12 protein-coding genes and 1 pseudogene are annotated in these 15376 nt (G+C 75.0%); 6 read left to right on the plus strand and 7 right to left on the minus strand.

Annotation, left to right across the window (positions count from 1 at the left end):
* Window positions 1-5: 5 nt before the first annotated feature.
* From scpB to DMP15_RS18180, 7 genes and pseudogenes are all read right to left on the minus strand, one after another.
* Window positions 6-854: an SMC-Scp complex subunit ScpB gene (gene scpB / locus DMP15_RS18150; RefSeq protein ID WP_083658524.1), complete on the minus strand. Its 849-nt coding sequence runs from the start codon at window positions 852-854 to the stop codon at window positions 6-8.
* Between the two features lie 868 nt (window positions 855-1722).
* Window positions 1723-2586: pseudogene (locus tag DMP15_RS18155) on the minus strand (segregation and condensation protein A); the annotation flags it as partial.
* A gap of 2 nt (window positions 2587-2588) precedes the next feature.
* On the minus strand, window positions 2589-3482 hold the full coding sequence (locus DMP15_RS18160) for a ParA family protein (protein ID WP_073575215.1): 894 nt from the start codon (window positions 3480-3482) through the stop codon (window positions 2589-2591).
* A 190-nt stretch (window positions 3483-3672) separates the two neighbouring features.
* Complete coding sequence (locus tag DMP15_RS18165) at window positions 3673-4344, minus strand: DUF4097 family beta strand repeat-containing protein (RefSeq protein ID WP_073575216.1); 672 nt, start codon at window positions 4342-4344, stop codon at window positions 3673-3675.
* Window positions 4345-4471: 127 nt separating this feature from the next.
* Window positions 4472-5341, minus strand: coding sequence for a type IV toxin-antitoxin system AbiEi family antitoxin domain-containing protein (locus DMP15_RS18170; RefSeq protein WP_073575217.1), 870 nt, complete (start codon window positions 5339-5341; stop codon window positions 4472-4474).
* 130 nt (window positions 5342-5471) lie between these two features.
* A complete protein-coding gene (locus DMP15_RS18175; protein WP_392567391.1) occupies window positions 5472-6386 on the minus strand; it encodes a site-specific tyrosine recombinase XerD in 915 nt (304 codons plus the stop codon).
* An 11-nt stretch (window positions 6387-6397) separates the two neighbouring features.
* Complete coding sequence (locus DMP15_RS18180; RefSeq protein WP_073575219.1) at window positions 6398-7390, minus strand: LLM class F420-dependent oxidoreductase; 993 nt, start codon at window positions 7388-7390, stop codon at window positions 6398-6400.
* Between the two features lie 141 nt (window positions 7391-7531).
* On the opposite strand from DMP15_RS18180, the gene DMP15_RS18185 reads away from it, so the two are divergent.
* From DMP15_RS18185 to DMP15_RS18210, 6 genes are all read left to right on the plus strand, one after another.
* Window positions 7532-8869 (plus strand): purine-cytosine permease family protein, encoded by a 1338-nt coding sequence (locus DMP15_RS18185; protein ID WP_073575220.1) that lies wholly within the window; start codon window positions 7532-7534, stop codon window positions 8867-8869.
* Between the two features lie 68 nt (window positions 8870-8937).
* Window positions 8938-10530, plus strand: coding sequence for a hydantoinase/oxoprolinase family protein (locus DMP15_RS18190; protein ID WP_337826204.1), 1593 nt, complete (start codon window positions 8938-8940; stop codon window positions 10528-10530).
* On the plus strand, window positions 10527-11603 hold the full coding sequence (locus tag DMP15_RS18195; RefSeq protein WP_337826205.1) for a DUF917 domain-containing protein: 1077 nt from the start codon (window positions 10527-10529) through the stop codon (window positions 11601-11603). Before DMP15_RS18190 ends, DMP15_RS18195 begins: the two co-directional genes overlap by 4 nt.
* A complete protein-coding gene (locus DMP15_RS18200) occupies window positions 11600-12733 on the plus strand; it encodes a DUF917 domain-containing protein (protein WP_073575223.1) in 1134 nt (377 codons plus the stop codon). The genes DMP15_RS18195 and DMP15_RS18200 overlap by 4 nt, the downstream gene beginning before the upstream one ends.
* A gap of 18 nt (window positions 12734-12751) precedes the next feature.
* A complete protein-coding gene (locus tag DMP15_RS18205) occupies window positions 12752-13891 on the plus strand; it encodes a DUF917 domain-containing protein (RefSeq protein WP_337826206.1) in 1140 nt (379 codons plus the stop codon).
* Window positions 13888-15375, plus strand: coding sequence for a PucR family transcriptional regulator (locus tag DMP15_RS18210; protein WP_337826207.1), 1488 nt, complete (start codon window positions 13888-13890; stop codon window positions 15373-15375). Before DMP15_RS18205 ends, DMP15_RS18210 begins: the two co-directional genes overlap by 4 nt.
* The last annotated feature ends 1 nt before the right edge of the window (window position 15376 follow it).

The raw sequence follows: 15376 nt of genomic DNA on the forward strand, positions 1-15376 counted from the left end.
GGTGCCTAGCTTTCCAGGTCGTCGATCGCGTCGATGTCGGGCAGCAGCGGTGCCAGCGGGGGCAGCTCGGCCACGGAGGAGATCCCGAGCCGTTCGAGGAACAGCTCGGTCGTCCGGAACAGTGTCCCCCCTGTGTGTTCCTCGGTGCCGGCCTCCTCCACCAGTCCACGGGTGAGCAGGGTGCGGAGCACGCCGTCGCAGTTGACGCCGCGGACCGCGGAGACCCGTGCACGGGTGACCGGCTGGCGGTAGGCGACGACGGCGAGGGTCTCCAGCGCGGCCCGGGTCAGCCGGGCGCGCTGGCCGTCCATCAGCATCTTCTCGACGTAGGGGGCGTAGCGGTCGCGCGTGTAGAACCGCCAGCCCTCCCCCGCGCGGCGCAGGTCGATGCCGCGCCGTTCGGCGGTGTAGGCCAGCGACATCCGGTGCAGCGTCTGCCGGATCCGCGACGGCGTCTGGTGCAGCGCCGTGGCCAGGGACGGCTCGTCGACCGGGGCGTCGACGACGAGCAGCAGCGCCTCCAGGGCGTGCTCGAGCTCGGTGTCGTCGGCGAGCTCGTGGAACTCGGGCCCCTCGGGTTCCGGCTCGTCCTGGGTACCGGGTTCCTCCGCTCGGGGGTCCTCTGCTCCGCGGGCCTTCGGCCCGTTCTCCCGCGCAGCCGAGTCGTCCGGCCCGGCAGCCGGGTCGGGATGGACGGAGTCGCGCCCACCGGGCCGCCCGGACCGGTCGTCCTGGACGTCGAGCGTTGCGGATGCGTCGTTCCGAGCACCGTTTCGCGACGCTCGACCGTCGGTCGACGTGTCCGAGGGGGCGGCATCGCCGGCGGTGGGGTCACCGGACCGGTCGAGATGCACGTTTCCGCCCTCGGCGGGGCCGGAACGTGCGTCTCGATAGCCCGGCGTCGCAGGTGCGGTGGTGACGGGTCCGGAGACCGCCGGCTCGGTGCCGGCGAGCCGGGCCGCCACAGGCTCGGTGTCGGCTGCGGGCCCGGCGTCGGCTGCGAGCCCGGCGTCAGCTGCGGGCCCGGCGTCCCGGGCGGGCTCCGCGGAGCGGGCGAGCTCGGCGTCGGCGGTCGTCGCCTCCTCGTCGGCCTCGTCGGCCCCGTCGGCCCCGTCGGCCCCGTCGGCCCCGTCGGCCCCGTCGGCCCCGTCGGCCCCGTCGGCCCCATCGGCCCCATCGGCCCCATCGGCCCCATCGGCCCCATCGGCCGTAGCCTCCGGCTCCGGAGCGGCTCGGTCGTCCGCGCCGGCCGCGACCTGCGGCGACGCGGTGGCGTGCGGGCTGCGCGGCACCGTGCGGCCGATCAGGCGCAGCAGCTCGGACGGGTCCTCCGGGTCGTCGGAGCCCGGCCGGTCGTCCGGCTCAGTCACCGGTGGTTCCGGTCCTCTCGTCGTCGGGGTCGGGACGGTGCACGTGCAGACCGTCGAGGTCCGCGTCCGGGCCGTCCGGATCCAGATCCGCCTCGTCCGGGCGGTCGAGGTCGGAGTCCGGACCGCCGAGGTCGTCGAGGTCCGCGTCCGGGTCGTCCAGGTCCGTATCCGGATCGTCCAGGCCCGCGTCCCGAGCCTCCGGGTCCGCTCCGGAATCGGAGTCGGCGTCGGGATCGGAGTCGGCGTCGGGATCGGAGTCGGCGGCGGAGTCAGGGGCGGAGCCGGGGCCGGACGCGACCGACTCGTCGACGCGGTTCTTCTTCCGGCGGCGCCGGTTGCGCGCCCGCACCGCCTCCTCGGCGGCCGCGGCCTCGTCCTCCAGCGCGGCGGCGTAAGCGACCGGGTCGTCCTCGCGGTCCGCGGTCCAGGTGACCGTCAGGTCGGCGAACGCCTCCGGCTGCTCCAGGGCCACCGATCGCTCCCGGTACAGCTCCAGCAGTGCCATGAACCGGGCGATGACCTCCAGCGTCGCGACGCAGTCGGCGGTCAGATCGGCGAAGGTGGCCGTCCCGGCGAGCGCGAGCCGCTCCCGCAGGATCGCCGCGTGCTCGGGCACCGACACGTGCACCGCGTGCAGGTGGTCGACGCCGACCTCGTCGGGCGGGCGCGGCCGGAACACCGCGGCGGCGAGCTCGGCGAAGGCCTGCGCGTCGACGCCGAGCAGCACCTCGGGCAGGAGCTCGGCGTAGCGGTCCTCGATCGCGACCGAGCGCGGGAAGCGGCGCATCGCGCCGTTCTCCAGCTCGACGAACAGCGCCGCGGCCTCCTTGTAGGCGCGGTACTGCAGCAGCCGGGCGAACAGCAGGTCACGGGCCTCGAGCAGGGCGAGGTCGTCCTCGTCGTCGACCTCGGCGCCGGGGACGAGCCGCGCGGCCTTCAGGTCGAGCAGGGTCGCCGCGACGACCAGGAACTCGGTGATCTCGTCGAGGTCGGCGTCGTCGCCGAGGTCGGTGAGATGGGCGATGAAGTCGTCGGTGACCTTGTGCAGGGCCATCTCGGTGAGGTCGAGCTCGTGCTTGCCGATCAGCTGCAGCAGCAGGTCGAACGGGCCCTCGAAGTTGTACAGCCGGACGGTGAAACGACGGGTCCGCGGCGCGGCGACGTCGTTGTCGTCGAGACCGTCGCCCAGACCTTCGGGAGCACCGTCGGCGAGCAGCGTCACCGGGCGATGACCTCGCGGGCGAGCATCCGGTACGCCTCCGCGGCGTACGACGTGGGCGCCCACGTCGTGATCGGCTCCCCGGCGACCGTGGTCTCCGGGAACTTGATCGTCCGGTTGATGACGGCGTCGAACACCTTGTCCCCGAACGCCTCCACCACGCGGTCGTGGACCTCGCGGGTGTGCAGCGTGCGGGTGTCGAACATCGTCGGGAGCACGCCGAGCAGGCGCAGGTCCGGGTTGAGCCGCTCGGTGACCTTGTCGATGGTGTCCATCAGCAGTGCCACGCCGCGCAGCGAGAAGAACTCGCACGCCAGCGGGATGAGGACCTCGTCGGCGCAGGCGAGCGCGTTGATCGTGAGCAGGCCCAGCGACGGCTGGCAGTCGATGAGGACGATGTCGTAGTCGGGCAGGAACCGCTTGAGGGCGCGGCCGAGTGCCTGCTCCCGGCCGACCTCGGTGACGAGCTGGACCTCGGCCGCCGACAGGTCGATGTTCGACGGCAGCAGGTCCAGGTTCTCGACGCCGGTGTCCTGGAGCACCTCGTCTGCCTCGACGCCGCGTTCCATCAACAGGTTGTAGACGGTGGACTCGAGCTGGTGGGGCTGCACGCCGAGGCCCACCGACAGCGCGCCCTGCGGGTCGAAGTCGACGAGCAGGACCCTGCGGCCGTACTCGGCGAGCGCGGCCCCGAGGTTGATCGTCGACGTCGTCTTCCCGACGCCGCCCTTCTGGTTCGCCACCGCGATCACGCGGGCCGGGCCGTGCACCGACAGCGGTGCGGGCTCGGGAGCGCGCGCGCTGGTGGTCTGGGTGCCTCGCCCGTGATCCGGCGTCGGCTCGTCGCTCGGGTCGTCGGGCCTGCCCTGGGCCTCCGGCCGCGTCGGGTTCATGCGGTCTCCGGTCTCGTCGCGGGTACCGTGCCGGGTCCCGGGTCCCGGTCAGGGCCTGAGACCGCACTGCAGGAGATGTCCCCACGTGCGGCGACGTCCCCGTCGGGCCACGTCGCGGTATGGATTTCCAGGTCACCCTACCTGCGGGCGGGCGCCGTCCGTCCGACGGTGCGCCCCGGCGTGTCGCGCCTCAGCGGGCGGGCAGGACCGAGACCCCGCCCGCGCTGCTCTTCGCGGTGATCCGGTGGTCGGCACCGGGCTGGTCGGGGACGCCGACCTCGGTCGACCCGGCGGAGGTCTCGGCGGTCACCTCGTAGGCCGGACCCACCGGGACCCGGATCTCGACGCCGCCGGCGCTGGACTCCGCGGTCACGTCCGCGGCCGCCGCGGCGAAGGTCAGCTCGACCGCGCCGGCGCTGGACCTCGCCCGCACGTCGCCCGGTCCGGCACCGGTGGCGCTGACCTCGCCCGCCGACGACGTCAGGTCCAGCGCCCCGGTCAGTCCCTGGACCTCGATGCCGCCCGCACGCAGGTCGACCAGCGCCGACGACGAGGCGGGCGCGGTCACCACGAGACCGGCCTGGCAGCGGTCGCCGCCCTGGTCCGGGCAGCGGACGGTGACCCGCAGGACGCCGCCGTCGACCTTCTGCTCGACCTGCGGGCGGGCGTCGCCGGTCCACCGCAGGTCCTGCTCGACCGACGCCTTCTCCCCCGCGACGAGGCGCAGCGCCCCGGCGTCGGAGTCGACCTCGACCCGGGTGACCGTCCCGTCGACGGGCTCGTTCACCGCCTGCTGCTGCTCCTGCCCGGCGGCGGCACCACCGCATCCGGCCAGGAGGAGTCCCGCCACGACCGCCGTCACCCACGCTCCGTACCGCATGGGCCCCGGAACGTAGTCGTTCGCCGTCCCACGCCGAGCGCCGCCCCCACGATCACGGATCGGGCACCGATCCGGTCGCTCACCGACTCCGACGGTGCCGGATCCGTGATCACCCGGTGGCGAGCCGGAGTGCGCGGCGGATCTCGGCGACCACCCGACCGGGTGCGGTGTCGAGGTCGTGCCAGGTCACCCGCAGGATCGTCCAGCCGTGGCCGGCCAGGACGTTGCCCTTGCGCCGGTCGTTGCGGAACCGCGCGACGTCGCTGTGCCACGCCCACCCGTCGAACTCGACGCCGACCCGTTCGGCCGGGAAGGCGAGGTCGAGCTCGTAGGGGCCGACCCGGTGGGCCCGTACCCACCCGGTCAGACCGGCCTCCCGCAGCACACGCATCAACCGCCGTTCGGCACCGGACCCGGCCCGGTCCCCCGCGGCGATGAGCAGCTCCCGTGCCCGGGGCGCGCCGGTGGCCCCGGTCATCCGGCACCAGGCCGCGTGCAGCGCACCGAACATCATCCCGCGCTGCAGCGCCCGGTCGAGGAGCGCGGCGCCGTCCGGCAGCGCGACGGCGGTCTCCAGCACGGTGAGTGGCCGCGCCGTCACCCCGACACCGCGGCGCACACCCCGGTCGGCCGGGTGCAGGTCCCGGCGGCGCACCCGCACCCCGGGCCGCACGGCGCGACGGGTCCGCCGCGGCACCGTCACCCCGGCGACGACCGGGGCGGCGTCGAGGATCCCGTGCCACCAGGCCGCGGTCGGCCCGTGCAGCACCGCGTCCGGACCCGCCCAGAACGACACCGCGCGCAGCCGGGCCTCGGGGCCGTACGGATGCGTCCGGTCGTGGTGGACTCCGGGCAGCGGGGTCCACCAGTGGCCCGCTGCGACCCGGCGGTAGACCGACCGGGCCGGGACCCCGCAGGCCACGGCCTGCGTCGTCGTCACCACACCGGCCTGTGCACGCAGCAGCTCCCACAGCTCCATCCGGCCACCCTGCCCACCGCCGCCGCCCCCCACACCGGAACCGGACCCCTCCGTCGCGAACGCGAACGCGTGATCACGGATCGGGCACCGGACGCGTCGGTGGGCGACCGGGGCGGTGCCCGATCCGTGATCACCCCCGGGCGCGGGGGTGCGCGGTGGCGTAGACCTCGCGCAACGTGTCGACGGTGACGTGGGTGTAGATCTGCGTGGTCGCGACGCTCGCGTGCCCGAGCAGCTCCTGCACCACCCGTACGTCGGCGCCGCCGGAGAGCAGGTGGGTGGCGAAGCAGTGCCGCAGGGTGTGCGGGGAGACCGCGGCGACGACGTCGCCGGGCAGCCCGGACGCCTCGGCGGCGGCGCGCAGGACGTGCCAGGCGCTCTGCCGGGACAGCCGGTTGCCGCGGGCGTTGAGCAGCAGCGCCGGGCTGCCCGTGCCCCGTCCGGCGAGGTCGGGCCGGGCCCGGACCCGGTAGGCGTCGACGGCGGCCAGCGCGGGGCGCCCGACGGGCACGATCCGCTGCTTGTTCCCCTTGCCGTGCAGCAGGATCGTCCGCGCGTCCGGGTCCAGGTCGTCGAGATCGGCGCCGACGACCTCGGAGATCCGGGCGCCGGTGGAGTACAGCAGCTCCAGCAGGGCCCGGTCGCGCAGCCCGACCGGGCCGTCGGACACGCAGCCGGCGAGGAGCTGGTCGACCTGGTCGACCGACAGCGCGGACGGCAGCCGCGAGCCCAGTGCCGGCGGCGCCACACCGGCCGCGACGTCGGTCGGGGTGAGCCCCTCGTACAGCGCGAACCGGTGCAGCCCGCGCACCGCGGCCAGCGCCCGCGCCGCCGAGGACGCGGCCAGCGGGCGCTCCCCCGTGCGCAGCGCCGTGACGAACGCGGCGACGTCGGCCTCGGCCACCTGGGTCAGCTCCGCGCGTCCCAGGTGGTCGAGGTGGTCGAGGTAGCGCCCGAGGTCGAGCCGGTAGGAGCGCAGGGTGTTCTGCGCTCGTCCCCGTTCGACGGCCAGGTGGTCGAGGTAGTCCTCGGCCACCCGGCGCACGGTCGGCACCGTCAGTCCCGCAGGGCCGGGACGACCTCGCGCTCGAACAGCTCGATGCCCGACCGGTCGTAGGCGGCCTCGGGGAAGTAGAAGATGCCGTAGCTCATGCCGACGGCCTGCAGCGCGGAGAGCTTCTCCACGATCTGCTCCGGGGTCCCGACGCCGGGCATCCCGCGGAACGCACCCAGCGCGCCCTGGGCCTTCTCCGCACCGACGATCGGCTCCAGCCGGGCGACGAGCCGGGCGAGCCGCTCCTCCACCTCGGCCTCGGTGTGCCCGATCGCGACGTTGTAGTTGGCCGAGCGGACGATGGCGTCGTAGTCGGTGCCGACATCGCGGCAGTGGTCGGCGAGCAGCGCCGACTTGTGCCGGAAGCCGTCGAGGGTGCCGTCGAAGTTGGTGTACTGCGCGTACTTCGCGGCGATCTTGAGGGTGACCTTCTCGCCGCCGCCGGCGATCCACAGCGGGATGCCGCCGTCCTGGAGCGGGCGGGGCGCGACGATGGCGTCGTCGACGGTGTAGTGCTTCCCGTGCAGGGTGGCCCGGCCCTCGCGCCAGGCCTGGGCGAAGATCTGCACGCCCTCGTCGAGCATGCCGAGCCGCTCGCCGGGCCGGGGGAAGCCGTAGCCGTAGGCGCGCCACTCGTGCTCGTACCAGCCGCCGCCGATGCCCATCTCGACGCGGCCCTTGGAGATGACGTCGGTGGTGGCGGCGACCTTCGCCAGGTACGCGGGGTTGCGGTAGGCCATGCAGGTGCACATCTGGCCGAGCCGCACCCGCTCGGTCGTCGCGGCGAAGGCGGCCATCAGGCTCCACGCCTCGTGGCAGGCCTCGTCGGTGGGCGCGGGGACGGTGTGGAAGTGGTCGTACACCCAGACCGACTCCCAGACGTCGCCGCGGTCGGCGTGCTCGGCGAGGCCGCGCATCACGTCCCACTGGGCGGCGGGATCGACGCCGACGAGGTCGAGACGCCAGCCCTGGGGCACGAAGAGTCCGAAACGCATGCGCCGAGCCTAGGACGTCCGTCGCGCGGCGACCCGTAAGGGCAGTCTGCACAGTGGTTGGCCCCGGACCGGGCACATCGCCCCGTGACCGGGCTCTGACCTGCACCTACCGTTCTCGCAACCAGCCGAGAGGAGACCGAGATGAGCGGTGGGGTCGGTACGGACGACTACGCCCTGACCAGGGTTCCGGAGCACGCCCGGTACTCGTGGTGGAGCGTGGCGGTACAGCGGTTCGGGCAGGTGTCGGCCCTGAGCCAGTTCCTGCTCGGCTCGACACTCGGGTTCGGGATGGGGTTCTGGGACGCCTTCCTCGCCTTCACCCTCGGCGCGGTGATCCTGGAGCTGGTCTCGATCGGCGTCGGGATCATCGGCTGCAAGGAGGGCCTGAACACCTCACTGCTGGCCCGCTGGACCGGCTTCGGCCACGGCGGCAGCGCGCTGATCGGCGTCGCGATCGGGGTGAGCCTCGTCGGCTGGTTCGGCGTGCAGTCCGGGGTCTCGGCCGAGGGCCTGGTCACGCTGATCGGCGGGCTGCCGGTCTGGGCGTGGTCGCTGGTGTTCGGCCTGGTCGTCACCATGATCGTGCTGTGGGGCTTCGGCTCGATGCAGTGGGTCGCCTACATCACCGTGCCGGCGTTCCTGGTGCTGGTCGGCTGGTCGATCGGCAGCGCCCTGCTCGGCCACGACCTCGGTGCGCTCATGGCGAGCCCGCCGCCGGGGCCGTCGATCTCGCTGGTCGAGGGCACGACGCTGGTCGCGGGCGGCTTCATCGTCGGGGCGATCATCACCCCGGACATGACCCGGTTCAACCGGACCTCCGCCGACGTGGTCAAGCAGACCGTCGTCGGGTTCACCCTCGGCGAGTACGTGATCGGCATGTCCGGTGTGCTGCTGGCGCACGCCATCCGCTCCGACGACATCATCACCATCGTCACGTCGTCGGTCGGCTGGGTCGGGACGCTGATCATCATCCTCGGCACCCTCAAGATCAACGACTGGAACCTCTACTCGTCCGGGCTGGGCGTGGTGAACTTCGCGGGAACCGTGCTCGGGCGCACCGTGAGCCGCCCGATGGTCACCCTCGCGCTCGGCGTGGTCGGCTCGCTGCTGGCCGCGGGCGGCATCCTCGACCTGTTCACCGGGTTCCTGTCGGTGCTGGGCGTGGTGTTCCCGCCGATCGCCGGGATCATGGTCGCCGAGTACTTCGTGGTGAAGCGCTGGCGCGGTGACCTGGAGGCGGCGCGGGCCACCGGTGCACTGCCCGCCACCTCACCGACCTGGGTCCCGGCGACGCTGGCCGTCTGGGCCGCGTCGGCCCTGCTCGGCGGTCTCGTCGACGCCGGGCTGCCCAGCGTGAACTCGATCGTGGCGGCCTTCGTGCTCTACGTCGTCGCCGGACGGCTCGGGCTGCTCCGCGGGATCGGTGTCAGCCGCACCGAGGCGCCGGACCGGGCCGCAACCCCCGCCGTCACGTCCTGACCCGCACTCCGCGCCGCCCGCCCGTGACGTCACGGGCGGGCGGCGCGGCACCACCGAAGGAGCACTCCATGCGTATCGGCATCGACGTCGGCGGCACCAACACCGACGCCGTCCTGCTCGACGACGCCCCGTCCGGCGGTGTCCGGGTGCTGGCCGCCGTCAAGTCCGCGACCACCGACGACGTCACCTCCGGCATCGTCGGCGCGCTCACCGGGCTGCAGGCCGACCACCCGTTCTCCCCCGGCGACGTCGACGCCGTGATGATCGGGACGACGCACTTCGTCAACGCCCTGGTCGAGGCCCGTCGGCTCGCCCCCACCGCGGCGCTGCGCCTGGGCCTGCCCGCCACCGCGGCGCTGCCCCCGATGGTCGACTGGCCGCAGCGGCTGGTCGACGCGATCGCCGGGCGCGGCTACCTCGCCCACGGCGGCCACGAGTTCGACGGCCGCCGCATCTCCCCGCTCGACCCGGACGAGCTGCGCCGCCACGCCGCGGACATGGCGGCCCACGGCGTCCGCTCGGTCGCGATCTCCTCGGTGTTCTCCCCGGTGACCAGCGAGTGCGAGCTGGCCGCCGCGGAGATCATCGCCGAGGAGCTGGGCCCGGACGTGCCGATCTCGCTGTCCCACGAGATCGGCCGGGTCGGGCTGCTGGAGCGGGAGAACGCGACGATCGTCAACGCCGCGCTGCGCGAGCTCGCCGCGCACATCGTCGACGCGCTCGCCGGGGCGGTGCAGGGCCAGGGCATCACCGCGCCGCTGTACCTGTCGCAGAACGACGGCACCCTGATGGACGTCGGCTACACCCGTCGCTACCCGGTGGCGACGTTCGCCTCCGGCCCGACGAACTCGATGCGCGGCGCCGCCGTGCTGTCCGGGCTGGGCACCTGCGCGGTCGTCGACGTCGGCGGCACCACCTCCGACGTCGGCGTGCTGACCGCGGGCTTCCCGCGCGAGGCCGCCGTCGAGGTCAGCGTGGCCGGGGTGCGCACCAACTTCCGGATGCCCGACGTGCTCAGCGTCGGCATCGGCGGCGGCTCCCTGGTCCGCACCGGCTCCCCCGAGCGGCCCGACGGGCCCACCGTCGGCCCGGACTCGGTCGGCTACCGGCTCACCGAGCGGGCGCTGGTGTTCGGCGGCGACACCCTGACCGCGACCGACATCGCCGTCGCGGCGGGCCGGGCCGACATCGGCGACCGCTCCCTGGTCGCCGGGCTGTCCCGGGAGCTGGTGACCGCGGCGCTGGACCGGATCGCCTCCGACGTCGCCGACGTCGTGGACCGGATGCGGATCTCCGCCGACCCGCTGCCGGTGGTCGCCGTCGGCGGTGGCTCGGTGCTGCTGCCCGAGGCGTTCCCCGGGCTGGGCGCGGTGCACCGCCCGGAGAACTTCGCCGTCGCCAACGCCATCGGCGCGGCGATCGCGCAGGTCGGCGGTGAGGTCGACCGGGTGTACGCGATCGAGCCCGGCCGCCGCAACGCCGTCGTCGACGCCGCCAAGCAGGAGGCCGTGGACCGTGCGGTCGCCTCCGGCGCCGACCCCGGCTCGGTCGCGCTCGTCGACTTCGACGAGGTCCCCATCCCCTACCTGCCCGGCAACGCGACCCGCATCCGCGCGAAGGCGGTCGGCGACCTGCGCCTGGAGCGGACGGTGACCCGGTGACGGCGCTGCTGACCGCCGAGGACCTGCCCGCGCTCGCCCGGGGCGCGGCGCTGCTGGGGACCGGCGGCGGCGGCGACCCGTACCTGGGACGGCTGCTGGCGCAGCGGGCGCTGCGGGCGCACGGTCCCGTGCCGCTCGTCGATCCCGCCGACCTGCCCGACGACGCCGCCGTGTTCGTCGTCGCGCAGATGGGGGCGCCGACGGTGAGCGTGGAGAAGCTGCCCGCCTACGACGAGATCGGCCGCGCGGTCACCGCGCTCGCCGCGCACCTGGGGGTCACGCCCACCCACGTGGCGTGCATCGAGGCCGGTGGCATCAACTCCACGATCCCGGTGGCCGGTGCGGCGATGCTCGGGCTGCCGCTGGTCGACGGCGACGGCATGGGCCGGGCGTTCCCCGAGCTGCAGATGGTGCTGCCCGGCGTCGCCGGCGTCCCCGCCACCCCGATGTCGATCACCGATGAGCAGGGCAACACCGGCATCCTGGGCTGCCCGACCGCGAAGTGGGCCGAGGACCTCGCCCGCTGCATGACCATCACCATGGGCTGCACCGCGATCATCTCGAACTATCCGATGACCGGCGCCCGGGCGCGGGAGACGATGATCCGCGGCACCCTCGGGCTCTGCGTGCGGATCGGGCGCGCCATCGCCGGTGCCCGGGCCGGGTTCACCGACCCGGTCGCGGCGGCCGCCACCGAGGTCGGCGGACGGGTCGTGCACACCGGGAAGGTCGTCGACGTCGAGCGGCGCACCACCACCGGGTTCGCCCGCGGGACGGCGACGCTGTCCGGCGGCTGTGTCCTGCGGTTCCAGAACGAGCACCTGATCGCCGAGGTCGACGGCACGACCGTCGTCACCACCCCGGACCTGATCATGGTGCTGGACACCGCGACCGGGGAGCCGGTGACCACCGAGGCGCTGCGCTTCGGGCACCGGGTCAGCGTGCTCGCCGCCCCCGCGGACCCGCGCTGGCACACCCCGGAGGCGATCGCCGTCGTCGGACCGCGGTACTTCGGCTACGACACCGACCCCGTGCGGGTCCACGACACCGTGACGGACGGAGCACCGGTATGACCTGGACCCTGACCCCGGACGACCTGCCCGACCTCGCCCGCGGCGCCGCGCTGCTCGGCACCGGCGGCGGCGGGGACCCCTACATCGGGCGGCTCATGGTGGAGCAGGCGATGCGCGAGCACGGACCCGTCACCGTGCTCGACCCGGCCGACCCCGCCGACCTGACCGACGACCTGTTCGTCATCGCGACGGCGATGATGGGCGCGCCCACGGTGATGATCGAGAAGATCCCCCGCGGCGACGAGCCGGTGCTCGCCCTGCGCCGCCTGGAGCAGCACCTCGGGCGCACCGCCGACGCGACCATCCCGATGGAGTGCGGCGGCATCAACTCGATGATCCCGCTGCTCGTCGCGGCCCGGACCGGGCTTCCGGTCATCGACGGCGACGGCATGGGCCGGGCGTTCCCGGAGCTGCAGATGGAGACCTTCGGGGTGTACGGCGTGTCCGGGTCGCCGATGGTCGTCGCCGGGGACCACGGCGAGTCGGTGCTCATCGACACCGGCACCGACAACCACCGCATGGAGCACCTGGCGCGCGGCGCCGCCATCCGGATGGGCGGGTCGGCGCTGATCGCGGAGTACCCGATGTCCGGCGCCGACGTGCGCCGCACCGCGATCCCGCACACCCTCACCCTGGCGCTGCGGCTGGGCCGGGCGATCCGGGAGGCACGCGAGCAGCTCGGCGACCCGGTCGGGGCGATCGCCGACGCCCTCGCCCCGACCCTGTACCGGCACCTGCGGGTGCTGTTCGCCGGCAAGGTCTCCGACGTCGAGCGGCGCACCGTCGACGGGTTCGCCCGCGGCACCGCGCGGTTCACCGCGTTCGACGGCGGCTCCGAGCTCCGTACCGTCTTCCAGAACGAGACCCTGGTCGCGACCGTCGACGACACCACCGTCGCGGTCGTCCCGGACCTCATCTGCGTGCTGGAGGCCGAGTCCGGGGAGCCCATCACCACCGAGGCGCTGCGCTACGGCCAGCGCGTCGTCGTGGTGGGGATCTCGACGCCGGACATGATGCGCACGCCGGAGGCCCTCGCGGTGTTCGGGCCGGCCTGCTTCGGGCTGGACGTGCCGTTCGTGCCGCTGGAGACCGCGGTCCCGCGGGGAGCGGGCGCCGCGGACCGGGTCTGACCTGGCAGCATCCGCGTCGTGGAGGTGACCGCAGGCGACGTCGACGCCCTCGTCACCGGGGTGCTGCTGCTGGGCTCCGGCGGGGGTGGCGACGCCCGGGTATACGCCCACGTGCTGCGCTCGGTGCTGGCGGCGGGCCCGGTCCGGCTGCACTCCCCCGCCGAGCTCGGCGACGCCCCGGTGCTGCCGGTCGGGATGCTCGGCGGCACCCGGGTGCTGGGCGAGAAACTGCCCTCGGGCGACGAGCTGCCTGCGGCCGTGCGCGCGCTGGTCCGCTGGACCGGGGTCACCCCGGCCGCGGTCATGCCGTTCGAGGCGGCCGGCCTGAACGGGGTGCTGCCGCTGCCGCTGGCCCACCAGCTGGGGCTGCCGCTGGTCGACGCCGACCTGATGGGGCGCGCGCTGCCCCGGGTCGACCAGCTGACCCGGGTCGTCGCCGGGGGTGCGGTGACGCCGATGGCGCTGGCCGAGCCGGCGGGGCAGACCGTCGTCGTCGAAGGTGGGGACCCGGTGTCGACCGAGCTGACCGTGCGCGCGTTCGTCGCCCAGGCGGGCGGCTGGGCCGGGGCCGTGATGGCGCCCGCACCGGCTGCGGCCGCGCTCGGCGACGCCTGCCTGGGCACGCTGGGCCGCGCGCTGGGGCTGGGCCGCGCGCACGCCGGGCTCGGTGACACCCCGGCACCGGCCCGGGTCGCCGACGCGCTCGGCGGTCACCCGGTCGGCGGCGGCCGGGTGGTGGACGTGCGGCGCTCCCCCGTCGGCCGGTTCGGGCGGGCCGCGGTCACCGTCGACGCGCCCGGCGCCGGCGTCCTGCGGATCGAGGCGGAGAACGAGTACCTGCTCGTGCTGGCCGACGGGGAGCCGGTGGCCGCGTCGCCGGAGGTGATCGTGCTGCTGGACCGTCGCTCGGCCGCGCCGATCGCCGCCGACGCCGTCCGTTCCGGCGACGACGTCCTGGTCCTGGTGCTGCCCGCCCCGCCGTGGTGGGCGGCCCGGCCCGACGCCGCCGTCCACGTCGGCCCGCAGGCGTTCGGCCTGGGTCCTGCTGCGGCCGCCCCGCGGCCGGTCCGTCCCGCACCGGCTGCGGAGCCGCCCGCCCCGCACGCGGTGCGGTCCGCCTCCACGGCGGCCGGCACCGGACAGGAGGCACGGCGGTGACCGGCGGCCTGCGCCTGCCCGGGCTGCTCGCCCACCCCGACTGGGCCGCGGTGACGACCCTGGGCGGGCCCGCACCGGACGGCGCGGGCATCGAGCGGGTGGTGACCGTCGCCGACCTGCACGCCGACCCGGGCGACGCACGGGCGGCGCTGCTGACGGTCGCGGTGTCCGCTCCACGCGAGGACTGGCACCTGGACGTGCTGCTGCGCCGCGCCGTCGCCGCCGGGGCCGCCGCGGTGCTGCTCGCCGGGGACGATCCGCTGCACCCGGCGAGCCGGCTGCTCGCCGGGCGGATCGGGCTGCCGGTGCTCGGCGCCCCGGACGCGCTGGCCGCCGCGCTGACCGCGACCCGGCTGCTGCAGGAACCCGACCAGGTGGTCGCGGCACTCGTCGGGCGGACGGCGACCGTGTGCGGGGTCCCGCACGGCGGCGTCGACGACCTCGTCGCGGACCTCGCCCGGACCTGGCGACGCCCGGTGTGGCTGCTCGACCCGGGCGGCTCGGTCGTCGCGGGTGCCGACGCGACGGGCTCGAGGACTCCGCCGCCCGTTCCCGGGGCGGCGCTGCTGGAGGTGGCGTTCGGGTCGGGCCCGCCGGACGGCCGCCTGGCCGTCGCGGAGCCGGAGGGGGTGCCCGCCGAGACCGCCGCGCTGCGGGCGGCGCTGGCGGTCGCCGCGAACTCGGTGCGGCAGCGCCTCGCCGAGCAGCGGCTCGCCGTGGAGCGCGACGCGCGGCTGCGGACGGCGCTGCTCGCCGAGATCCTGCAGGCCGGGGATCCGGTGCCCGGCGGGCTGCGGCGCCGCGCGCTCGACGCCGGCTGGTCGCTGGACGGCTGGCACGCGGGCCTGCGGATCGACGTGCCGTCCTCGGTGGACGTCGTCGCCGCCCGGGAGCAGGTGCTGCGGGCGGTGGAGACGGCGCGGCTGCGGGCGGTCGTCGTCGAGCAGGGGCCGGGGTGGAGCGCCTGGACGACGTTCGACCACCAGCCCACCGCCGGTGAGCTGCAGCAGCACGCGACGGCCGCGCGGCGCACCCAGTGGCTGCTGCGCGAGTCCCTGCCGACCTCGACGGGGGTGGGGCGGGTGCACCGCGGGGCGGGCGGGCTGGCCCGCACCCTCGGCGAGGCCGGGGACGCGGCCCGGCTCGCGGCCGAACGCACCACCAGCGGCCGGTTCGTCCACGTCGACCGGCTCGGGCTGGGGGCGCTGCTGCTGGCCTGGACCCGCACCGACACGTTCCTGCCGGCCGCCCGGTCGATGCTGGAACCGTTGCAGGGCAGACCCGGGGACCTGCTGACGACGCTGACCGCCTACCTGGACGCCGAGTCGTCGCTGACCGAGACCGCGGCGGTGCTCGGGGTGCACCGCAACACCGTCGCGACCCGGATCGAACGCGTACGCCACGTGCTCGGCGTCGACCTCGCCGACCCGGACGAGCGCCTCGCCCTGCATCTCGCGTGTCGCAGCGTGCTGTTCCACAGCTGAT

Origin of the sequence: Pseudonocardia sp. UM4_GMWB1 (assembly GCF_017312155.1) — a bacterium.
Lineage (GTDB): Bacteria > Actinomycetota > Actinomycetes > Mycobacteriales > Pseudonocardiaceae > Pseudonocardia > Pseudonocardia alni.